This window comes from Acidovorax sp. GW835-FHT14G06, from assembly GCF_058793595.1.
The window spans coordinates 340,166-362,387 of sequence record NZ_JBXAGA010000001.1 but is presented as its reverse complement, the minus strand read 5'-3'; the positions used below and the strand labels follow the sequence as shown (position 1 = coordinate 362,387).

The 22,222-nt window shown below is 63.1% G+C and carries 16 protein-coding genes and 2 tRNA genes; 8 read left to right on the top strand and 10 right to left on the bottom strand.

Going from position 1 to position 22,222, the window contains the following annotated elements:
* Both AC1Q64_RS01600 and AC1Q64_RS01595 read right to left on the bottom strand, forming a co-directional pair.
* Window positions 1–76, bottom strand: a tRNA-Asn gene (locus AC1Q64_RS01600).
* Window positions 77–143: 67 nt separating this feature from the next.
* Window positions 144–219 (bottom strand) — tRNA-Asn (locus tag AC1Q64_RS01595).
* A gap of 165 nt (window positions 220–384) precedes the next feature.
* Here AC1Q64_RS01595 and def point away from each other — a divergent pair.
* Window positions 385–924: a peptide deformylase gene (gene def / locus AC1Q64_RS01590; protein WP_492250220.1), complete on the top strand. Its 540-nt coding sequence runs from the start codon at window positions 385–387 to the stop codon at window positions 922–924.
* A 33-nt stretch (window positions 925–957) separates the two neighbouring features.
* Here the strand turns inward: def and AC1Q64_RS01585 are convergent, their stop codons facing one another.
* Together AC1Q64_RS01585 and map are read right to left on the bottom strand one after the other, a co-directional pair.
* On the bottom strand, window positions 958–3,558 hold the full coding sequence (locus AC1Q64_RS01585) for a [protein-PII] uridylyltransferase (RefSeq protein ID WP_492250219.1): 2,601 nt from the start codon (window positions 3,556–3,558) through the stop codon (window positions 958–960).
* A gap of 95 nt (window positions 3,559–3,653) precedes the next feature.
* The gene (gene map, locus AC1Q64_RS01580; RefSeq protein ID WP_291436932.1) at window positions 3,654–4,469 is read right to left on the bottom strand and encodes a type I methionyl aminopeptidase; all 816 of its coding nucleotides are present in this window, start codon (window positions 4,467–4,469) and stop codon (window positions 3,654–3,656) included.
* A gap of 137 nt (window positions 4,470–4,606) precedes the next feature.
* On the opposite strand from map, the gene purL reads away from it, so the two are divergent.
* The gene (gene purL / locus AC1Q64_RS01575) at window positions 4,607–8,614 is read left to right on the top strand and encodes a phosphoribosylformylglycinamidine synthase (protein ID WP_492250218.1); all 4,008 of its coding nucleotides are present in this window, start codon (window positions 4,607–4,609) and stop codon (window positions 8,612–8,614) included.
* A gap of 87 nt (window positions 8,615–8,701) precedes the next feature.
* Here purL and AC1Q64_RS01570 read toward each other — a convergent pair whose 3' ends face one another.
* From AC1Q64_RS01570 to AC1Q64_RS01555, 4 genes are all read right to left on the bottom strand, one after another.
* Window positions 8,702–9,031 carry a non-heme iron oxygenase ferredoxin subunit gene (locus AC1Q64_RS01570; RefSeq protein ID WP_492250217.1) on the bottom strand — a complete coding sequence of 110 codons (330 nt, stop codon included), beginning with the start codon at window positions 9,029–9,031 and terminating at the stop codon, window positions 8,702–8,704.
* A 6-nt stretch (window positions 9,032–9,037) separates the two neighbouring features.
* Window positions 9,038–9,526: an aromatic-ring-hydroxylating dioxygenase subunit beta gene (locus AC1Q64_RS01565; RefSeq protein WP_291436935.1), complete on the bottom strand. Its 489-nt coding sequence runs from the start codon at window positions 9,524–9,526 to the stop codon at window positions 9,038–9,040.
* A gap of 2 nt (window positions 9,527–9,528) precedes the next feature.
* On the bottom strand, window positions 9,529–10,788 hold the full coding sequence (locus AC1Q64_RS01560; protein ID WP_291436936.1) for an aromatic ring-hydroxylating dioxygenase subunit alpha: 1,260 nt from the start codon (window positions 10,786–10,788) through the stop codon (window positions 9,529–9,531).
* A gap of 83 nt (window positions 10,789–10,871) precedes the next feature.
* Entirely contained in the window at window positions 10,872–11,855 is a 984-nt protein-coding gene (locus AC1Q64_RS01555; protein ID WP_492250216.1) for a 2Fe-2S iron-sulfur cluster-binding protein, read from the bottom strand.
* A gap of 146 nt (window positions 11,856–12,001) precedes the next feature.
* Between AC1Q64_RS01555 and AC1Q64_RS01550 the strand changes: the two genes are divergently transcribed.
* Complete coding sequence (locus AC1Q64_RS01550; protein WP_492250215.1) at window positions 12,002–12,925, top strand: LysR family transcriptional regulator; 924 nt, start codon at window positions 12,002–12,004, stop codon at window positions 12,923–12,925.
* A 118-nt stretch (window positions 12,926–13,043) separates the two neighbouring features.
* Here the strand turns inward: AC1Q64_RS01550 and AC1Q64_RS01545 are convergent, their stop codons facing one another.
* Window positions 13,044–13,730 (bottom strand): class I SAM-dependent methyltransferase, encoded by a 687-nt coding sequence (locus tag AC1Q64_RS01545; protein ID WP_291436939.1) that lies wholly within the window; start codon window positions 13,728–13,730, stop codon window positions 13,044–13,046.
* A 233-nt stretch (window positions 13,731–13,963) separates the two neighbouring features.
* Here AC1Q64_RS01545 and AC1Q64_RS01540 point away from each other — a divergent pair, with 233 nt between their 5' ends.
* The 4 genes from AC1Q64_RS01540 (at window position 13,964) to egtB (ending at window position 18,035) form a co-directional block, all read left to right on the top strand.
* Window positions 13,964–14,950, top strand: coding sequence for a DUF808 domain-containing protein (locus AC1Q64_RS01540; protein ID WP_291436940.1), 987 nt, complete (start codon window positions 13,964–13,966; stop codon window positions 14,948–14,950).
* 129 nt (window positions 14,951–15,079) lie between these two features.
* Window positions 15,080–15,670 carry an OmpW/AlkL family protein gene (locus AC1Q64_RS01535; protein ID WP_291436941.1) on the top strand — a complete coding sequence of 197 codons (591 nt, stop codon included), beginning with the start codon at window positions 15,080–15,082 and terminating at the stop codon, window positions 15,668–15,670.
* A 238-nt stretch (window positions 15,671–15,908) separates the two neighbouring features.
* The gene (egtD, locus tag AC1Q64_RS01530; RefSeq protein WP_492250214.1) at window positions 15,909–16,826 is read left to right on the top strand and encodes an L-histidine N(alpha)-methyltransferase; all 918 of its coding nucleotides are present in this window, start codon (window positions 15,909–15,911) and stop codon (window positions 16,824–16,826) included.
* An 18-nt stretch (window positions 16,827–16,844) separates the two neighbouring features.
* Window positions 16,845–18,035, top strand: a complete 1,191-nt coding sequence (gene egtB, locus AC1Q64_RS01525; RefSeq protein WP_492250213.1) for an ergothioneine biosynthesis protein EgtB — start codon at window positions 16,845–16,847, stop codon at window positions 18,033–18,035.
* A 202-nt stretch (window positions 18,036–18,237) separates the two neighbouring features.
* Here the strand turns inward: egtB and AC1Q64_RS01520 are convergent, their stop codons facing one another.
* Window positions 18,238–19,521: an O-acetylhomoserine aminocarboxypropyltransferase/cysteine synthase family protein gene (locus tag AC1Q64_RS01520; protein ID WP_492250212.1), complete on the bottom strand. Its 1,284-nt coding sequence runs from the start codon at window positions 19,519–19,521 to the stop codon at window positions 18,238–18,240.
* A 329-nt stretch (window positions 19,522–19,850) separates the two neighbouring features.
* Here AC1Q64_RS01520 and AC1Q64_RS01515 point away from each other — a divergent pair, with 329 nt between their 5' ends.
* Window positions 19,851–22,166 carry a PAS domain-containing sensor histidine kinase gene (locus AC1Q64_RS01515; protein WP_492250211.1) on the top strand — a complete coding sequence of 772 codons (2,316 nt, stop codon included), beginning with the start codon at window positions 19,851–19,853 and terminating at the stop codon, window positions 22,164–22,166.
* Window positions 22,167–22,222 lie beyond the last annotated feature (56 nt).

Below are 22,222 nucleotides of genomic sequence, written 5' to 3'. Positions count from 1 at the left end.
TGGCTCCTCGACCTGGGCTCGAACCAGGGACCTACGGATTAACAGTCCGGCGCTCTACCGACTGAGCTATCGAGGAATGATCGGTATCTATCAACTGACTAATTAAAAGGCCCCGCTTTTCTCATGCAGGGCCTGCAAATTCTTGGCTCCTCGACCTGGGCTCGAACCAGGGACCTACGGATTAACAGTCCGGCGCTCTACCGACTGAGCTATCGAGGAACAAGACTTAGATTATATACACAAAATTTGGCCCGAATCCACAAAACTGACTGCATAGGTTCGCAAACCCATGCACCAACATGGGGCCGCAGGGCGCGATATGCTGGGCACCCTAACGCCAGGTTGGCGGCACGGTGCCTTGTCTCCAAGCATTTCCCACATTTCATGACCAACCACACCATTTTGAAAATGGGCGACCCCCGCCTGCTGCGCGTGGCCCAGCCTGTCACCGCGTTCGACACTGACGAATTGCATCAGCTGGTGCGCGATATGTTCGAGACCATGGCCTCAGTGAACGGCGCCGGACTGGCCGCTCCGCAGATTGGTGTGGATCTGCAGCTGGTGATCTTTGGTTCCAACGACCGCAACCCGCGCTACCCGGACCGTTCGCTCGTGCCGCCCACGGTGCTGCTCAACCCGATGATCACGCCCCTGGGCGTGGAGGAGGAAGAGGATTGGGAAGGTTGCCTGTCCGTGCCCGGCCTGCGTGGCAAGGTGCCGCGGTGGTCGCGCATCCGCTACACGGGTTTTGACCTGTATGGTGACCCCATTGACCGCACGGTGGACGGCTTCCATGCCCGGGTGGTGCAGCATGAATGCGATCACCTGATTGGCAAACTTTATCCCATGCGTGTGCGTGATTTCACGCAGTTCGGGTTCACCGAGGTGCTGTTCCCGGAAATCAGTGCCACTGAGGACGACTGAACCTGATAACGTTCCGGGCCGATCCCGGGGAGGTCAGGACGACAGTTCCTGCAGCAGCTCGGTTTCGATCTGGATCTGGCGGGCGTTGTTTTGCAGCTCTGGGCCCTGGATGAGAAAGGTGTCTTCCACCCGCTCGCCCAGGGTACTGACCTTGGCCAGTTGCACGCTCAGGTGGTGCTGCGCCAGGATGCGTGCCACGAGATAGAGCAGACCGGCACGGTCGCTGGCCGAGATCGCCAGCAGCCAGCGCTGCGCCTTTTCGTCGGGGCGCAAGGTCACCCGGGGCGCTACAGGAAAGCTCTTGACCCGGCGTGACACCCGCTTGCGGGTGGGCTCTGGCAAAGGGCCGCCTTCCTCGATCACGCGCATCAGATCGCTCTCGACCATGTGGGTCAGCTCGCGGTAGTGCCCGGGCTGCTCCGATGCGGAAGACGCTACGACCTGGAAGGTATCGAGTGCATAGCCGTTGTTGGCAGTGTGCACCCGCGCATCGAGGATGCTGAAACCCACGCGGTCGAAATAGCCGCAGATGCGTGCGAACAGATCAGCCTGATCGGCGGCGTAGACCATTACCTGCAGACCATCGCCCGCCAGCGACTGGCGGGCGCGCACCACCGGCTTGGCGGCGCCCACATGGCGCGACAGGTGCCGCGTGTGCCAGGCAATGTCGGCAGCGTCGTGGCGCATGAAATAGCTCACGTCCAGCGTGGCCCACAAGGCCTTGTGGGCGTCAAAGGGCAGGGCATTGAGTGCCAGCAGCACCAGTGCCTCTCGCTTGCGGGCTTCGATCTCGGCCGCTGCGTCGGGTGCGCGGCCGCCCAGTGTGCGCAGGGTTGCGCGGTACAAGTCTTCCAGCAACTTGCCCTTCCAGGCGTTCCAGACCTTGGGGCTGGTACCGCGGATATCTGCTACGGTAAGCAGGTACATGGCCGTGAGGTTGCGCTCGTTGCCCACGCGGCGCGCAAAGGCTCCGATCACGTCCGGGTCGCTCAGGTCCTGCTTTTGCGCCACAGTGCTCATGGTCAGGTGCTCCCGCACCAAAAACTCGATGAGCCGGCCATCTTCGCGGTCCACGCCGTGCTGGCGGCAAAAACGCCGTACTTCCTCAGCGCCGATCTGTGAGTGATCGCCGCCCCGGCCTTTACCGATGTCGTGAAACAGCGCCGCCACGTACAAGATCCAGGGCTTGTCCCACCCGCCTGCCAACTGCGAACAGAAGGGGTATTCGTGCGCATGCTCTGCCATGAAGAAGCGGCGCACGTTGCGCAGCACCATCAGGATGTGCTGGTCCACCGTGTAAACGTGGAACAGGTCATGCTGCATCTGCCCCACGATGCGGCGAAACGGCCACAGGTAGCGGCCCAGTACCGAGGTCTGATTCATCAGCCGCATGGCATGCGTGATCCCCGAAGGCTGTTGCAGGATGCGCATGAAGGCATCGCGGTTGGCCGGGTCGCGCCGGAAGGCGCTGTCCATCACGCCGCGTGCGTTGTACAGCGCACGCAAGGTGCGGGCTGACAGGTCCTTGAGCCCCACCGTGGTCTGGTAGAGCAGAAATGTCTCCAGGATCGCATGGGGGTCGCGGGTGTAGAGGTCGTCGCTGGCCACCTCGATAAGACCCGCCTTCTCGAAGAACCGTTCGTTGATCGGACGCGGCTCATGGGTGGAAGGGTTCAGGCGTTCTTCTATGTTGAGCAGCAGGATCTGGCTGAGCTGCGACACGGCCTTTGCTGCCCAGTAGTAGCGGCGCATCAGACTTTCGCTGGCCCGCATGGGCAGGCGCGAGCCATCGGGTGCTTGCGAGCGGTAGCCAAACGATTCGGCCACCGCAGTCTGCAGGTCGAACACCAGGCGGTCTTCGTGTCGCCCGGCCGCTGCGTGCAGGCGGGCGCGGATCAGGCACAGCAGTGCTTCGTTGCGCTCGATCTGGCGCACTTCGAAGGCCGTGGCCAGGCCACTGGCAGCCAGTTCTTTCCAGCTGCTTCCCAATCCGGCGGCCTGCGACACCCACAGGATCATCTGCAGGTCCCGCAGCCCTCCTGGCGACTCCTTGCAGTTGGGCTCCAATGAGTAGGGGGTGTTCTCGTACTTGGTGTGGCGCTGCCGCATTTCCAGCGTCTTGGCCACCAGGAACGCCTGGGGGTTCATCTGCGCGCGGTACTGGCGCTGAAATTCGGCAAACAGCGCCGCATTGCCGCAGACCAGCCGCGATTCGAGCAACGAGGTCTGTACTGTGACATCGCCCGCACTCTCGGCGAGGCACTCCGCCACCGTGCGCACGCTCGACCCGATCTCCAGGCCCGTATCCCAGCAACTGCCGATGAATCCTTCCAGCTTCGCACGCAATGCGCTACCGGTTTCGGGCGCCGTGCCATCTGGCAACAGCAGCAGGACATCGACATCGGAGTACGGGAACAGCTGGTCGCGTCCGAAGCCGCCGACTGCCACCAGGGCCATGTCTTCAGGCAGCTGGGCGCGCAGCCACAGAGTCTGGAGCAGGTTGCCCGCCAGCGACGACAGTTTGCGCAACAACACACGGATACCGCGTGTGGAGGAGCCGGTGGATTTCATGGCCGCCAGGAGGGCGGCCTTGTCGCTGCGGTAGGTGTCCCGCAGGGCATGGAGTTCAGTCATGGTCGGAGTGTGCTGGTAGGGGCCATGAAAATGCCATGCAAGAGTTGTGCGAGCGCCGATGCGTCAGGGAGTGTCATCGGCGTCGCGGGGCCAGATCAGGTGGCCGTGGCGGTCACAAACGGCGGCAGCGGCGGCGACCCCGCCGACAGCGTCATCACCTCGTAGCCTGTGGGCGTGACCAGCACGGTGTGCTCCCACTGGGCCGACAGACTGTGGTCCTTGGTCACGATGGTCCAGCCGTCGTTGCCAAAGTCCTTCACCTCGCGGCGGCCCGCGTTGATCATGGGCTCGATGGTGAACACCATGCCGGGCACCAGTTCTTCAAGTGTGCCGGGCTTGCCATAGTGGAGCACCTGCGGCTCTTCGTGGAACTTCTTGCCAATGCCGTGGCCGCAGAACTCGCGCACCACCGAAAAACCATGGCCTTCGGCAAACTTCTGGATCGCGTGGCCAATATCGCCCAGGCGGGCCCCGGGCTTGACCTGTACGATGCCATGCCACATGGCCTCAAAGGTCAGTGCTGACAGGCGCTTGGCGGCGATCGAGCACTCGCCGATCAGGAACATGCGGCTGTTGTCGCCGTACCAGCCGTCCTTGGTGATCACGGTCACGTCCACATTGACGATGTCGCCCTTCTTGAGCGGTTTGTCGTTGGGGATGCCGTGGCACACCACGTGGTTGACCGAGGTGCACAGCGAAGCTGGGTAGGGCGGGTAGCCCGGTGGCTGGTAGCCCACGGTGGCCGATATGGTGCCCTGCTGGGCCATGCATTCGGCGCCCAGGCGGTCGATCTCTTTGGTGGTGATGCCTGGCTTGATGTGCGGCGTGATGTAGTCCAGCACTTCGGAGGCCAGGCGGCAGGCCAGGCGCATGCCCTCGATGTCCTCGGCGCTTTTGATGGTGATGCTCATGCCGCAATTATCCCATCGGCCCCCCGGCTGCGCAGGCGGCCGGCCCATGCCCGGTAAAATGGAGAGCTCCGGTGCTGGTTGCACGCTGGCGCCCGGAGCCACCCTCTACCCCTGACACCCCCCAACAGGCCGCTACCGTGACCTTGCACATGACCACGCTGGCGGGCGGCAACGCCCTCAGCTCCTTCCGCGCCCAGCAACTTCAACCCGGCCTGGAGGCCATTCACCCCAAGATCAGTGGCATTGCAGCGCGTTTCGTGCACCTGGTCGCCACCGATGCGGCCCCCACTCCTGCAGAACAAGAGCGCCTGGCTGCGCTGCTGACCTACGGCGACCCCTATGCGGGCCCCGAAGATGGCGCCGTGCTGATCGTCACGCCCCGGCTGGGCACACTGTCGCCCTGGGCCTCCAAGGCCACCGACATTGCGCGCAATTGCGGCATCGCCATTCGCCGGGTAGAGCGCATCACCGAATACCGCATCAGCCTCAAGACGGGCCTGCTGGGCAAAACCCCTGAGTTGACGGCCGAGCAGCTGGCCCGGGTGGCCGCTTTGCTGCATGACCGCATGACCGAATCGGTGGTGGCCGACCGCAGCGCCGCAGCCGCCCTGTTCACCGAACTGCAGCCCGCGCCCATGGAGCATGTGGACGTGCTGGCCGGTGGTCGCGCGGCACTCGAAGCGGCCAACACCCGCTTCGGCCTGGCCCTCGCCGACGATGAAATCGACTACCTCGTGACCGCCTTCACGGGCCTGAAGCGCAACCCCACCGACGTGGAACTGATGATGTTCGCGCAGGCCAACAGCGAACACTGCCGCCACAAGATCTTCAACGCCGAGTTCACCATCGACGGCGTGGCGCAGAGCAAGAGCCTGTTCGGCATGATCCGCAACACGCACCAGCTGGCGCCCCAGCACACGGTGATCGCGTATTCGGACAACGCCTCGGTCATGGAAGGCCATCAGGTGGAGCGTTTTGTGGCAAAAATGGCCGCAAGCGCTAGTGAATCAAGCGCTAATAGCTATCAAAAAAGTAGCGTTACACAGCATGTGCTGATGAAGGTGGAAACCCACAACCACCCCACGGCCATCTCGCCATTTCCCGGCGCGTCCACCGGCGCGGGCGGCGAGATCCGCGACGAGGGCGCTACCGGCCGGGGCTCCAAGCCCAAGGCGGGCCTCACGGGTTTCACCGTGTCCAAGCTGTGGGGCAGCACGGTGGGCAAGCCTGAGCACATTGCCAGCCCGCTGCAGATCATGGTCGAAGGCCCCTTGGGGGGCGCGGCGTTCAACAACGAATTCGGCCGCCCCAACCTGGCAGGCTACTTCCGCGAATACGAGCAGGAAGTCGCTGGCGTGCAGCGCGGCTACCATAAGCCCATCATGATCGCGGGCGGCGTGGGCGTGATCGATGCCGAGCTGACGAAGAAGATCGAGTTCCTCGCCGGTTCACTGCTGATCCAGCTGGGGGGGCCCGGCATGCGCATCGGCATGGGCGGCAGCGCCGCCAGCTCCATGGCCACGGGCACCAACGCGGCCGAGCTGGACTTTGACTCGGTGCAGCGCGGCAACCCCGAGATCGAGCGCCGTGCGCAAGAGGTCATCAACCACTGCTGGGCGCAGGGCACGGCCAACCCCATCCTTGCCATCCACGACGTGGGTGCGGGCGGCCTGTCCAACGCCTTCCCCGAGCTGACCAACGATGCAGGCCGTGGCGCACGCTTTGACCTGCGCGCCGTGCAGCTCGAAGAATCGGGCATGGCCCCCAAGGAAATCTGGAGCAACGAATCCCAAGAGCGCTACGTGCTGGCCATCGCGCCCGAGTCGCTGGAGCAGTTCAAGGCCTTCTGCGAGCGCGAGCGCTGCCCGTTTGCCGTGATCGGTACCGCCACCGAAGAGCGCCAACTGGTACTGCACGACCCCGCCGCCACGGCCGACGACCAGAAGCTGCCCGTGGACATGCCCATGAACGTGCTGTTGGGCAAGCCGCCCAAGATGCACCGCGACGTGAAGACCGTGGTGCGCGAATTCGCGCCGATGGATTTGACCGGCGTGCCACTGCAAAAAGCCGTGATCGACGTGCTGGCTCACCCCACGGTGGCGTCCAAGCGCTTCCTGATCACGATCGGCGACCGTACCGTGGGTGGCCTGAGCCACCGCGACCAGATGGTCGGCCCCTGGCAGGTGCCTGTGGCCGACTGCGCAGTGACGCTGGCCGACTACAAAGGCTTTGCGGGCGAGGCCATGAGCATGGGCGAGCGCACTCCGCTCGCCGCCATCAACGCCCCCGCCTCGGGCCGCATGGCGGTGGCCGAGGCCATTACCAACTTGCTGGCTGCACCCATAGAGCTGCCCCGTGTGAAGCTGTCCGCCAACTGGATGGCCGCCTGCGGCGAGCCCGGCGAAGACGCTGCGCTGTACGAAACCGTGAAGGCCGTGGGCATGGAGCTGTGCCCCGCGCTGGGCGTGTCCATCCCCGTGGGCAAAGATTCGTTGTCCATGCGCACGCAGTGGAGCGAAGGCGCGGACAAGAAGAAAGTCACGTCCCCTGTCAGCCTGATCGTGAGCGCCTTCGCCTCGCTGTCCGATGTGCGCGGCACGCTCACGCCCCAGCTCAATGCCACCGAGGCCGACACCACGCTGGTACTGATCGACCTGGGCAAGGGCCAGAACCGCATGGGCGGCAGTATCCTGGGCCAGACGCTGGACCAGAGTGGCGATGTGGTGCCCGATGTGGACGACCCCCAAGACCTGGTCAACCTCGTCAATGCCGTGAACGCGCTGCGCGCCAAGGGCCAAATCCTGGCCTACCACGACCGCAGTGATGGTGGCCTGCTGGCCGCAGCGGCAGAAATGGCCTTTGCGGGCCATGTGGGCGTGTCGCTCAATGTCGATCTGCTGGTGACCGAAGGCGACGGCATCAGCGACAGCCGTGCTGAAGTGGGCGACGCCAAGAACTGGTCGGGCCAGGTCAGCGCGCGCCGCGAAGAACTCACGCTCAAAGCCCTGTTCAACGAAGAACTGGGCGTGGTGCTGCAGGTCAAGACCAGCGAGCGCAACGATGTGATGCAGACCCTGCGTGAGCATGGTCTGTCCAGGTTCAGCCACTTCATCGGCAAGACGCGCCCCGCCTCGTCGTCCATCGATGCAGGCAAGGGCGAGCTGCAGGTCTGGCGCGATGCCAAAGCGGTGTTCAGCGCCACCCTGGCAGACCTGCACCAAGTGTGGGACGCGGTGAGCTGGAAGATTTGCCAGCAGCGCGATAACCCCGCCAATGCGGATGCCGAGCACGCCGCAGCGGGCGAGCCCACCGACCCTGGCATGCACGTGCACCTCACGTTCGACGCCACTGACAACGTGGCCGCGCCGTACCTCAACCTCGCCAAACCCAAGGTCGCCATCCTGCGCGAGCAGGGCGTGAACTCGCACATCGAAATGGCCTACGCCTTCACCGAGGCGGGCTTTGAGGCCTACGACGTGCACATGACCGATCTGCAGACCGGCCGCGTCCAACTCGAAAACTTCAAGGGTGTGGTCGCCTGCGGCGGCTTCAGCTACGGCGACACGCTGGGTGCGGGCATTGGCTGGGCGCGCTCCATCACGTTTAACCCGGTGCTGGCAGCTCAGTTCCAGGGCTTCTTCGGTCGCACGGACACGTTCGGCCTGGGCGTGTGCAACGGCTGCCAGATGTTTGCCGAGCTGGCCGACATCATCCCCGGTGCACAAGACTGGCCACGTTTCACCACCAACCAGAGCGAGCGCTTCGAGGCCCGCCTGTCGCTGGTGGAAGTGCTCGATTCCCCCAGCCTGTTCCTGCAGGGCATGGCCGGCAGCCGCCTGCCGATTGCCGTGGCGCACGGTGAGGGCTATGCGAACTTCAAGTACCGGGGCAACGCCGACAAGGCCATTGCTGCGATGCGCTACGTGGACAACCACGGCCGCGCGACGGAGCAGTACCCGTTCAACCCCAACGGCAGCGCGGGTGGCCTGACGGCAGTGACCACTGCCGATGGACGCTTCACCGCCATGATGCCCCACCCAGAGCGCGTTTTCCGCAACGTACAGATGAGCTGGACCAGCGAAGACCAGGCCCAATACAGCGGCTGGATGCGTATCTGGCGCAACGCGCGCAAGTGGGTGGGGTGATGGCCTGAGGCACCATGTGTTGCATGGTGCCTTCTGCTCCCTCTCACAGACCGTTGAACACCTCTCGGTCAGCGGCCACGGTTTCTTTCAGGTGGGGTGCAAGTCCATTTGAAGAAACACGCGCCCCCCGTCGATGCGCACGGGGTAGCACTTCAGCGGATCGGTGACGAGGGCACAGGTGGGGCTGCCGTCACGGACATCAAACTTCCCCTGGTGCAGGGGGCACTCGATTTCATGGCCGTCCAGAAAGCCATCGCAAAGACGCGCATGCCCGTGCGTGCAGATGTTGTCGGTCGCAAAGACCCTTCCGGCCACCTTGTACAAGGCAATGCTGCGCTCACCCACCTGCAATCCGATGACATCGTCTTCGGGTACTTCGGCCTCACTGGTGGCGTCAATCCAGGATGATTCGTTCATGGCGGTTCAGATGGGATAGATGATGGAGTTTGGAATCATTTCGCTGTCGTACACGCAGATGCGCTTCGAAAACTTGAGCCCTGCCGGAGTCCGTTCGATCACGTCGATGTACCGCCCCACGTTGAACACCGTGGATTCACGCGAGAGCTTGGTGCGGAACACCGCGTAGTTCGCCTCTGCCTCAAAGCGGTTTCCATTCGCTACGACGACCACCGGCGCACCCACCACATGGCGTTGGTAATAGGGGTCATGGAACAGGGTTTCCCGGATGCCATACACACGGTCCTTGAGCATTCCCTTGCTTTCAAACAGCAGCGTTGCCAGTGGAAAGCCGCGTTCGTGGTTCTCGCGGGGCACCAGCTTGTAGGTGCAGTCCTCCGTGAAAAACTCGGGCCACAAATCCCAGTGGCCGGAGTCCACGGCCAGCGCGTACTCTGCATACAGGCGCGAGATGGCCATGTAGTCATCAAAGTGAAGTTGGGGGGCGGGGCTCATGGTCAGGCCTCCATCACTTCACGCCAGTACGCATACATTCCACGAATCAGCGTCTCGGTCACCATGTGATCGGTGTTTTCCACGGTCTTGCCCCCCAACTCCGCCAGAGTGCGGTGGTACGGTTTGCTTTCAAAGCCTTGCTGGGAAAACTCGATCACTTCCCCGTCGTCGGCAGAGACGAACCCCGCAGGGCCGAACAGGTTGGCCTGTCGCAGACGGCGCTGCGTCATCTCCTCGGTGTCATCGTCGAACCCGAAGTGCGTCCACACAAAGTCGAAGGCGCCATGGCCGTCTGGCTGAATGTGCCGGGTCGAGACGCTGTTGACCTGCTGCTGCAGGATGACGCTGGGGAACACCGTCATCATGACGGCCGTGGGGCCACCCCACCATGGCTCTGGCACGATATCAAGAAACCGCGCGTCGTTCAGCTGCATGCTTTCCTTGAAGCTGGACACCTGGGTGACCTGGTCGGCTTTTCCGGCCTGGCCCCGCGTAGAGATCATCGCGGCGTGCCGGTGGCGCACATCCATTTTCAGCTCGCTCTTGTTGTCGGCCCGCCAGAGGCCAAAGGTCACAAACCAGGTGTGCAGCAAGCCCGGGTGGTAGGGGTCCTTGATGTTCTCCTGCATGAGCTTCCAGTTGCCTGGAATGCGCTGGCGGTTGTAGCCCAGAATTTTCAGTCGCCGACCGTTGAAGAGCCGGTCAAAGTACGACAGGATTTCCGGCCCCAGGAAGTCTTCGAGCGACTCGATGTCGTGGTCGAAGCTGGCAAAAACGACGCCCCCACGGGTGGCCACCTTCAGCTTGTTCAGGCCATGGTCCGCTGTCTGGAAATCAGCAGGCATGCCGCCGTTGACTTTGCCGTCCTGCTTGACGCCACGGCGAAACGGCACCCCTTGAAGATCCCCTTGCAGCGTGTAGCTCCACTGGTGATACGGGCACACAAAATCCTTCTTGTTGCCGTGGCGCTCGCGGCAAAACTGCATTCCGCGATGGGCGCACACGTTCTCGACCACTTGGATTCCGCTCGCGTCACGCACCATGATGACGGAGCGTTCTCCCACCACCGTGCGCTTGAAATCCCCCACGTTCGGTACCTCGGCCTCCAAACCGACATAGTTCCAATGCTGTCGGTAGAAGAATCGTTCAAGCTCCTTCTTGTGCAGGTCTTCGCCTATGTAGGCCATGAACGGGATTCGGCTGCTGCCCTCGGTTTCCCATTGCATCTGGCCGGGGAAGACTTCCTTGACCGGTGTACTCATCGCTATCTCCTTCGAATTTTTGGGGCGTCAACAGTGGCAGCGATGGCCCTCAGACCGTCGCTTTGAGCAGGCCGGACTACACACTAGGTGCCACTGGCATAAAACGCATCCACGTAAATCTGCTCTGGCAACACGCCCATTTGCCGCACCAGCAAAGAAGTGGCTTCGACCATGGGCGGTGCGCCGCAGAGGTATGCGCGAAAACTCGCCAGGCTTGGCCAGTCATGGGCGATGGCGTCGGTCACGAGGCCTGTGCGGCAAGCCCTCGCCTGGCCAGACGCGACCACAATGTGCACCTTCAGGTTCGGGTGCTGAAGTTGCAGCGCTTCCAGCCATTCAAGGCCATAGATGTCGCGCTCAGATCGGACACCGAAGTACAGGTAGATGGGATTGCCCATGCCTGCGGCAGCCACACCACGAACGATGGACAGGATTGGTGCCAGCCCTGCGCCACCCGCCACACATAGCATCGGCCCGGTGTGCTTGCGCCGCAGGTATGCGGAGCCCATCGGGCCGCTGACCCGAACCGTATCCCCCACGCGAAGCTCGTTCGCAACATAGGCGGTGACGCGGCCTTGCGGAACCAGCCTGATATGAAACTCCAACGTTTTGTCTTGGGCAGTGCCTGCCATGGAGTAGGGCCGCACATGCGCGGGGGTGAACTGCAGTTGCGCATACTGGCCCGGCGAAAAATCCAACGCCTTCGCTGGTTGGAGAATCAGCCGCTTGATGTCATGGGTTGGGTCTTCAATGGCCAAAACGGTGGCTTTGATGATTCGCGCCGTATGCACGACCACTTCATCCGGTTCGGGAATCTCCACCGTGCAGGGCTCTGTCAGAAAGGTCTGGCACGCCAGGACGTACGAGTCTTGCGCAGCCAGCGGTTGCTGCACCTCGCGCCCAGACTCCAGCACGTGTCCTGTCACGATCTTGCAGCGACAGGTTCCGCACCTCCCGGCCATGCAGCTGTACGAAACCGGCACATCGTTATCGCGCAGGGCGTCCAGCAGATTGACGCCGGCCGTGACATTGAGAGTGCGCGCTAGTGGGCGGACGTGGACTTCCATCGTGTGTTGTCTCGGGAGCCTTTTTGGGGGTGTCGTTTCCTGGAGCAGGAATTGATGGGCCCGATGATCAGACGCACGAGAAAATCAGTCAACGCGATGATGTGAATGTTGAATATCATTCAAATCAATATTTAGCGAGGCAACCGATGGAGCTCAAAGACATTGACCTGAATCTGCTGGTTGTCTTCAATCAGCTCCTCACCGAACGCAAGGTTTCCAAGGTGGCAGAGAACCTGGGACTTGGGCAGCCCGCCGTGAGCAATGCGCTTGCGCGGCTGCGCAAGCTGTTTGACGACGAGCTGTTCACACGCACCGCGAGCGGTATGCAGCCCACTCCGTTTGCTGGCCAGCTGGCGGAATCGGTGGGGGATGCGCTGGGGATGATTCACGGGGCAGTGAACGCCAGGAACACATTCGACCCGCTCACCAGCAAACGCAGCTTCACCGTGGGGATGACGGATATCGGGGAGATCTACTTTCTGCCGCAATTGATGCGGCGCATTGAGGAGGCCGCGCCGTTCGTCACCATCAGCACTGTACGCAATGCCGCCATCAACCTGAAGGACGCCATGGAGGCGGGCCATGTGGACCTTGCCGTGGGCCTGCTGCCGCAGTTGAAGGCGGGGTTTTTTCAGCGCCGCCTTTTTGAGCAGAACTACGTCTGCATGTTTCGCAAAGGACATCGGCTGGATCAGAAGAAAATCCGTTTGCAAGACTTCTTCAGTGCGGACCATGTGGCCATAGTCTCTGCGGGCACCGGCCATGGGCAGGTGGACGAGATACTGGACAACCACTCACCCCAAAGGCAGGTGAAGCTCAAAGTCCCTCACTTCGTCGCCGTGGGTCATATCTTGCAGTCCACCGATCTCGTCGCCACCGTACCGGAGCGTCTGGCCGAGCGCATGGCTGCGCCTTTTGACCTCCGGTATCTGGCGCACCCGGTCAAGCTGCCCAAAATTGCCATCAACATGTTCTGGCACGCGAAGTTTCACAAGGACCCCGCGAACCAATGGCTGCGCTCGCTGGTCTTTGATCTCCACTCGGATGCTTCATCCAGCCTCAGGGCCTAGCGAGGCTGAATCAGAGTGGATGCTTGTTCAGCGGTGCTTTGCTTCAGTTGCCCATTTTTCAGGTGTCTGAGCGTTTTTTTGCGTGCGAGGCAGGTGTGCAACAGAGATTGTCAGTGGCTCAGACCCGCAGCGGCCTTTCGTACACCAGCAGTCGGCCCTTGTAGGCAGGGCGGTCTTCCTGCTCGGGGTGGTCCAGCCGTTCCTCCACCACCTCAAAGCGGTGAACCGCCATCTGTTTGTGAAAGCTGGAGCGGTTGCCCCGGTTCGGGTCCACGATCCAGATCTGCGCGCCGTCGCCTGCGTGGTGGTCCAGAAAGGTGGCCAGGGACGCACGGGCGTCGCGTTCATACAGTACATCGCTGCCCATGATGAGGTCGAACTGGCCTTGCACCGCGTTGGCTTGTGCTGGCGCTTGGGAGCCCCATTGGCCTGTGCGGTACTTCATGGGGTGCAGGCCGTTCAAGCGCGCGTTTTCCTGCAGAAACTGTTGGGCCAGCGGATGGCAGTCGCTGGCGGTGACATCGATGCCGCGTCGGTGGCACACCAGGCTGGCCAGGCCCAGGCCGCAGCCAATCTCCAGCACTCGTTCGCCTGCCAGCAGGGGGCGATTGGCCATGCGCCGGGCCAGCTGCGCGCCCGAGGGCCATAACAGGCCGAACAGGGGCCAGGCGGCGGATGATATGCCCAGTGCCTCGGCGGCGCCCAGAGGGTCGGCAAACTGCTGCTTGTCGAGCAGCGACTGGATGATCAGGTCGGCCGCGCCGGTGATGGCGATGTCTTCCTGCTTGGTCAGGTAGCCGGGCATGGCGGGGCGGTGAAGCCCACAGAAGGCCCCATAGCGGGTAGTCGATAAGGGCGCGAGTATGCGCCTTGCGGCTAGGCAGACATGCCCGCAGGCACTGTGGGGCTATCTGTGAATGGCATTGCCGCTGCACGATGGTGGAACTTGCGCTGCTGTTGTCTGTGCGTTGCTATAGTGCGGCGCACACCCGCGGCATGTTCGCCGCTTTTTTTGCGACTCACCCCCAAGGACTTCCCATGGCCGCTGGCAGCCTGCTTGCTTTGCTCGACGATATCGCCACCATCCTCGACGATGTGGCCTTGATGACTAAGGTGGCGGCCAAGAAGAGCGCCGCCATGGCCGACGATGTATCGGTGATGACCAAGGTGGCTGCGCAGAAGACGGCGGGCGTGCTGGGAGACGACCTGGCGCTCAACGCCCAGCAGGTGACCGGGGTGCGCGCCGAGCGCGAGATCCCGGTGGTGTGGGCGGTGGCCAAGGGCTCGTTCATCAACAAGCTCATTCTTGTGCCCGCTGCGCTGCTGATCAGCGCCTTTGCGCCTTGGGCTGTGACGCCGCTGCTGATGGTGGGGGGCGCCTTCTTGTGTTTTGAGGGTTTTGAGAAGGTGGCGCACAAGTTGCTGCACGCCCAGCACGAGGACGAGGCTGAGCACGAAAGCCACGCCAAGGCCAATGCCAATCCGGCGGTGGATCTGGTGGCCTTTGAAAAGGACAAGATCAAGGGCGCCGTGCGCACGGACTTCATCCTTTCGGCCGAAATCATTGCCATCACGCTGGGCACAGTGGCCGCCGCACCCTTTGTGCAGCAGCTGACCGTGCTGTCGGGCATCGCCATCATCATGACTATTGGTGTCTATGGGCTGGTGGCGGGCATCGTCAAGCTGGATGACCTGGGACTGTGGCTCAACAACAAGACCAGCAGCGCCGCGCGCGCCCTGGGCTCGGGCATCTTGCGCGCGGCGCCCTGGCTGATGAAGGGCCTGTCCATTGCGGGCACTGCGGCGATGTTTCTGGTGGGCGGTGGCATTTTGGTGCACGGCGTGCCTGCGTTGCACCATGCGGTTGAGGCTGCAGGCACGGCAGCGGCGCAATGGCCCGTGGGCGGGCTGTGGGCGGTGCTGGTGCCCAACCTGCTGAACGCCGTGGTGGGCATCGTGGCAGGGGGCCTGGTGCTGGCCGGGGTGACGCTGGTTCAGCGCCTGCGGGGCAAGTCCACAGCCTGATAGTGGGTATTTCTTGATATAGGTCTAAGGGTTAGTACCAGGGCCTTGAGGTAGGGCAAGGCCGGGTGGGGGCCGCAGCGGTTCAATGCATGTACGGGGGTCGTCCCCGTCCAACCGATGCGAAATACCATGAAAAAGAACCTGCTGGCTGTCGCCGTTCTCTGTGCCCTGTCTTCTGGCGCTGCCCTGGCGCAACAGGCTGAGGGCCCCTGGATGGTCCGTGCACGTGCGGTGCACCTGGACAGCGCCAACAAGGACAGCACCCCGCTGGGCCTGTCGGTCAACAACAAGACCATGCCTGAAGTGGATGTCACCTACTTCTTCAACAAGAACATCGCGGCAGAGCTGGTCCTTACCGTGCCACAAAAGCACACGCTCAGCGCTGGTGGCGCAGCCATCGGCACACTCAAGCACCTGCCACCCACACTGCTGGCGCAGTACCACTTTGATGCCCCCGGCTTCAAGCCTTATGTGGGCGCGGGCCTGAACTACACGCGGTTTTCCAGCGTGAACCTGCCTGCTGGTGTGAGCATTGACCGCAACAGCTTCGGCCCCGCGCTGCAAGTGGGTGTGGACATCCCGCTGGCCAAGAACCTGTATCTCAACTTCGATGTGAAGAAAGTTTTCATCAAGACCGAGGTGAGCGCAGGCGGTGCCAAGCTGGGCACCTTCAAGGTGGACCCCGTTCTGGTGGGCGTGGGTCTGGGCTGGCGCTTCTAAGGGCGCTGGGGCCTAGTGGCCCCTGTGTTCCTGACAGCAAAAGTTCTCCAAGGGTCAAAGGGCTGGCGCATGCGCCAGCCCTTTTTTTGTGGGTGCGGAAATGGCCTACACACGGCAATCGGCGAGGCAACGCACAATGGGGCAGGGGAGCGTGTGGGGCGGGCCGCAATGTGGGCGCTCCAGGTGCCTCTGCTTTTGACCACCCGGCGGCGCTGCCGCTCCAACGTCCTGACGACCCATGCTCCTGCCTCGCTATTCCGACATCACCCACGGACTGACCCAGCGGCCCGCACGCATCTCACCCAAGTATTTTTACGACCAGCACGGCTCGCAGCTGTTTGAGGCCATCACGCGCTTGCCGGAGTACTACCCCACACGCACCGAAATGGCGCTCATGCAGACGCATGCAGACAGCATTGCGGGCGCCGTGGGCGCAGGCCGCACCCTGATCGAACTGGGCGCGGGCAACTGCCAGAAAGCCCGCACACTGTGCCGCCTGGTGCAGCCGGCGTGTTTTGTGGGCGTGGACATTTCGGCGGATTTTCTGGAGCAGGCGGTGCAGGGGCTGCGCGATGATTTCCCGGCGCTGGATGCCCGCGCACTGGCGGGCGACATGACCCTGGGGGTGGCACTGCCCGACGACATTCCCCGCACCGGGCGCCTCGTGTTTTACCCGGGCTCGTCCATCGGCAACTTCGATCCACCGCATGCGCTGGAGCTGCTGGCCCACATGCGCGAGCTCATTGACGACGATGGTGGCCTGCTCATCGGCATCGACCTGCCCAAGGACGTGGCGGTGCTGGAGGCGGCCTACGACGATGCGGCAGGGGTGACGGCCGAGTTCAACCGCAATGTGCTGCGGCATGTGAACCGCCTGATCGGCAGCGACTTTGACGTGGCGCAGTGGCAGCACCGCGCGTTTTTCAACACCGAGGCGTCGCGCATCGAAATGCACCTGGAGGCCGCCTCTGACACCGAGGTGTGCTGGCCCGGCGGCGGTCGCAGGTTCGACCAGGGCGAGCGCATCCACACCGAGAACAGCTACAAGTACCCGTTGCCCGTGTTCACCGACATGCTTGCGCGCGCCGGTTTTGCGCAGGCGCAGGCGTGGACGGACGAACGCGGCTGGTTTGCGGTGGTGCACGCGCGTCCTTGATCGGTGGCCGCAATGACCATGACTTCCAACACACTGCAGTCCCGCTACACCGCCGTGCGCGGCCGCTCGGTGGCACTGGCCGCGCCCCTGTCGCCCGAGGACTGCAGCGCGCAGTCCATGCCTGACGCCAGCCCCACCAAATGGCACTTGGCGCACACCACCTGGTTTTTTGAAACCTTCGTGCTCGAAGCGCACGAACCCGGATTTGTGCCGTTTGCACCTGCGTTCCGGGTGCTTTTCAACTCTTACTACAACGGTGTGGGGGCCAAGCACCCGCGCCCGCAGAGGGGGCTGCTTACGCGCCCCGCGCTCCATGAGGTGCTGGCCTACCGGGCCGATGTGGATGCCCGCATGGCGCGCCTGTTGTCGACCGTAGCGCACGATGCCTCGCTGTGTGCCCTGATCGAGTTGGGCTTGCAACACGAGCAGCAGCACCAGGAGTTGATGCTCACCGACATACAGCACCTGCTGTCGTGCAACCCGCTGTTCCCTGTCTATGCGGCGGCTTGCGATGTGGTGCCACAGCCCGTGGCTGCAACTTTGACGTGGCATTCTTTCGACGGAGGGCTCATCGAAATCGGCCATAAAGGCGAAGGCTTTGCGTTTGACAACGAAGGCCCACGCCATCGCACGTACCTGCACCCTTACACACTGGCATCGCGCCTTGTTACCCAGGCTGAATTTGCGGCCTTTGTGGAGGGCGGGGGCTACCAGAACCCCATGCTCTGGCTGGCGGAAGGTTGGGATTGGCGGGCAGCACAGGGTCTGAATCACCCGCTGTACTGGCACCGCGTGGAGGGGGCGTGGCATCACTTCACGCTCTCGGGGCTGCAGCCACTGCAGGGATCGCAGCCTGTGGTGCACCTCTCGTACTACGAAGCCGATGCCTACGCGCGCTGGGCGGGAGCCCGTCTGCCCACCGAGGCCGAATGGGAGCACGCGGCCGCGCAGGATGCCGACCCCATGGTGCAGCTCTTTGGCGTCGCCTGGCAATGGACACAGTCGAGCTATGCCCCGTATCCCGGCTTTCGGGTTGCAGAGGGTGCCGTGGGCGAATACAACGGCAAGTTCATGGTGAATCAGTACGTGCTGCGGGGCTCGTCAAGCGCCACGCCACCTGGGCATGAGCGGCTGACCTACCGCAACTTCTTCCCGGCCACGGCGCGCTGGCAGTTCACGGGCATTCGGCTGGCACGCGACGTGGGTTGAAGACTGGCAGCGCCCGGCGCTGGCTGCCATCGCCCCGCCGTGCACGGACAAGCCCCGCAATTTTTTGTGCGCTACTGTCACATTTGCTATTAAATGTGTAGCTTGCAGCGCATTTTCCACTAGCGCTAGGGCGCGAAAAGTCTCAAAAATGTGGTGACGAGTGCCTGGCCATGCGCTTTGGGGGCGCATGGCCACCCGCACATCACACCTTGTCGAGCGCCTGGGCCAGGTCGGCCTGCAGGTCGTTGATGTGTTCGATACCCACTGACAACCGCACCATGCCTTCGCTAACACCCGCCTTGGCCAGCTCTTCAGGGTTGAGCTGGCGGTGGGTCGTCGATGCGGGATGCGTGGCCAGCGACTTCGCATCGCCAATGTTGACCAGGCGTGTGAAGAGCTGCAGCGCGTCCAGAAAGCGCGCACCGGCAGCACGCGGGTCGGCATCGCTGTTCTTTACGCCAAAGCTCAAAATGCCCGACGCCTTACCGCCCGACTGGCGCTGCACCAGCGCGTGGTCCGGGTGGTCGGGCAAACCGGCGTAGCGCACCCATTCCACCTTGGGATGGCTTTGCAGGTACTGGGCAATGGCCAGCGTGTTGTCGCAGATGCGGTCCATGCGTAGCGCCAGGGTTTCAATGCCCTGGAGGATGAGGAACGCATTGAGCGGCGCCAGCGCCGCACCCGTGTTGCGCAGTGGCACCACGCGTGCTCGGCCGATGAAGGCGGCGGGGCCCAGGGCTTCGGTATAGACCACGCCGTGGTAGCTCACGTCGGGCTCGTTCAGGCGCGGGAAGCGTGCCTTGTGCTCGGCCCACGGGAACTTGCCGCTGTCCACAATCGCGCCGCCCACGCTGTTGCCATGGCCGCCCAGGTACTTGGTGAGCGAGTGCACCACGATGTCTGCGCCATGTTCGATGGGGCGCAGCAGGTAAGGGCTGGGCACGGTGTTGTCCACGATCAGCGGCACGCCATGGTCGTGCGCCACCTTGGCCAGCGCTGCGATGTCGGTCACATTGCCCAGTGGGTTGCCGATGGATTCGATAAAGATCGCCTTGGTGCGCGCGTCGATGTGCTGCGCAAAACTGGTGGGGTCGCGCGGGTCGGCAAAGCGCGTGGTGATGCCCTGCTGCGGCAGCGTGTGGGCAAACAGGTTGTAGGTGCCGCCATAGAGCGTGCTGGCCGAGACGATGTTGTCGCCCGCCTCGGCGATGGTCTGGATGGCGTAGGTGATGGCAGCCATGCCCGAGGCCACCGCCAGCGCAGCGATGCCGCCTTCCAGCGCCGCGACGCGCTTTTCGAGCACGTCGGTGGTGGGGTTCATGATGCGCGTGTAGATGTTGCCCGGCACCTTCAGATCGAACAGGTCGGCGCCATGCTGGGCGCTGTCAAACGCGTAGGCCACCGTCTGATAGATGGGCACGGCCACGGCCTTGGTGGTGGGGTCGGGACTGTAGCCGGCGTGAACGGCAAGGGTTTCGAGCTTCATCGGTGGGTTTCTCCGGGTGCGTAAACAGGATTGTGTAGGCCGCTGCCTCCACGGGCTGGCTTCACCGCATTCTTGCAGCGATCGGGCCCAGTCTCAACGACGCAATGTCCATTTGCTTATGCGCGGACCCAAGGCACCACTGTCTCGGGCGCAATCTTTTTAATATGATTTAATTGATATATATGATATAAAGGAGATTCTATCAAGGCTGCAATAAACGGCTGTTTACCTTTGGAAAGCGATCAATCGTCATGGAGCATGTCGCTGAATATGTGAAAAATGATCTGAATGGACGAGCTGCCGCAAGCATTCCTTCGGAGGTCCCGACGTTGCAGGTCAGCTGGCGTACGTCGCGTCTGGTGTGGCCGTTCCTTTTGACGGGCGTGCTGCTCTGGGTGGTGGCTGCGGTCAGTTTTCACTTCCTTTCAGCCGGGCGGGCCTACGTGGGCGGCGAAAGCCTGTGGTCCAAGGGGCAAAAAGACGCCGTGCAGTGGCTGTACACCTACCACCGCGACTGCCGGCCCGAGAGCTTTGCGGCCTACCGCGCGGCCATGGACATTCCCATGGGTGACCGGAAAGCGCGTCTCGAACTGGTCAAGGCTGAGCCCGACATGGAGGTGATCCGCCGCGGGTTTCTGCAGGGGCGCAACCACACCGACGACATACCCGGCATGGTCCGGCTCGTGCGATATTTTGGCGATATTGGGCCGCTGCGTGAGGTGCTCGCCATCTGGGAGCGCGCCGATAGCCTGCTGCAGCAGATGGACGCGGTGGCGCACACGCTGGATGCGATGGTGCAGGCGCGCTGCGAAGACGAGCAGGCCCGGCGCCCTTTGATCGCCGAGCTCATGCTGCTCAACGCAGCGCTGACCCCTTTGCAACAGCAGTTTTCAGACACGCTGGGCGCGGCCAACCGTTTCATGCAGCGGCTATTGCTGGGTGTGATGGCCGCCACGGCGGTGGTGTTCCTGGGCGTGGGGCTGGTGCTCGCATGGGGCGGCGTGCGCCGCAGCATCGGATACGAACAGTCGCTGGCGTACAGCGAGCAGCGTTACGAGCTGGCCGTTGCGGGCAGCAATCAAGCCGTGTGGGACTACCGGTTGAAGTCGCGCCAGCTTTTTGTAACGGAGACGTTGCCGCGATGGCTGGGATACAGAGCGCAGAAGTTCGACGCGGGCATTCCGGCTTTTGAGGACTGCCTGCATCCCGACGATCGCGCGTCGGTGATGGAGGCCATCTGGATGCACACGCAGGCGGGTACGCCGTTCGAGCTTGATTTCAGGCTGCGCAAAGCCGATGGCAGCTACCTGTGGTTTCACATGGCAGGCAGGGCATTTCACGACGATAAGGGCAAGCCCACCAGGGTAGTGGGCTCGGTTCGTGACGTGACGGAGCGGCGCGAACTGCAGAGCGCCATGCAGGCCGAGCTGCGTGTACGCCTCGTCGCGATTGCCAGCCTGCGCCAGACCCTGTCTGACATGACTGAGGGCAATGGCGGCGCAGCGGTGCCGCGCAACACGGACGATATGGCGGCAATCTCGGACGCGATCTCGACCCTGGCCACGCAGCTGCGCCAGAGCAAGGAGCAGCTGGAAGCCGTGCTGGGCCTGAGCCCCGATGGTTTCGCGTCGTTTGATGTTGACGGCCGGCTGGTGTACGTGAGCCCGGCATTTACCCACCTGACCTCGCTCACTGCGATCGACGTGATGGGCTTGGGTGAAAAAGCTTTTGCGCAGGTGCTGGACCAGCGCTGCGCCCCCGGGCACTACCTGGGGTCGCTGGAGGCCGTCGCGGACGCAGAGCGGACGGGCCAGCGCTACCTGCTCGCGCTGGCCACACCGGTGCGCCGTGTCCTGGCACTGCAATGGCGTAAAGGGCGCGGGACGCAGGTGCAGTCGGTGCTGTGCCTGCGCGATGTGACACATGAAAGCGAGGTGGAGCGCCTCAAGAGCGAGTTCCTTACCACCGCTGCGCACGAATTGCGCACGCCCATGGCCAGCATCTTCGGCTTTGTCGAACTCATGCATACCCGCGATATGCCTCCTGCCCGACGCGCGCAAGCGCTGGAGGTGGTGTACCGCCAGTCTTGCGTCATGGTGAGCATCATCGACGACCTGCTGAACTTGGGCCGGCTGGAATCGGAAAAAGGCGCAGACATGGAGCGCCAGCCTTTGGACCTGGCACAGCTGGCGGCCGAGGTGATTGCAGGTATTTACGTACCCAAGGGGCGCGACGTGCCCCGGCTGCAGGTGGAGCCGGGTTGCCCGTCACAGGTAGTGGGCGACCAGGCCCATCTGCGGCGCGTGTTGGTCAACCTGCTCAGCAACGCCTACAAGTATTCGCCCGATGGCGGGGAGGTGTCGGTAACGCTGGCATCTGGGCTGGCGCCTGCGGTCACGGTTGACGGCCGAAGCGGTGTCTGGGTGGCGGTGCGCGACCAGGGCATCGGCCTGTCTCCCGAGCAACTGGCGCGGGTGGGCGAGCGGTTTTACCGGGCAGATGCGTCGGGCTCCATCCAGGGTACGGGCCTGGGTGTGAGCATCGTCAAGGAGATCGTGGCCCTGCACCATGGCGCGCTGGAGGTCGACAGCACGATGGGTAAGGGAACCGAAGTGCGTGTGTTCCTGCCACTGGCGAGCAGCTAGACATGCGCTGCGGCTATGCCCACGCCAAGCCAGCGCGGGGCCTTGCGAAGAAGCCG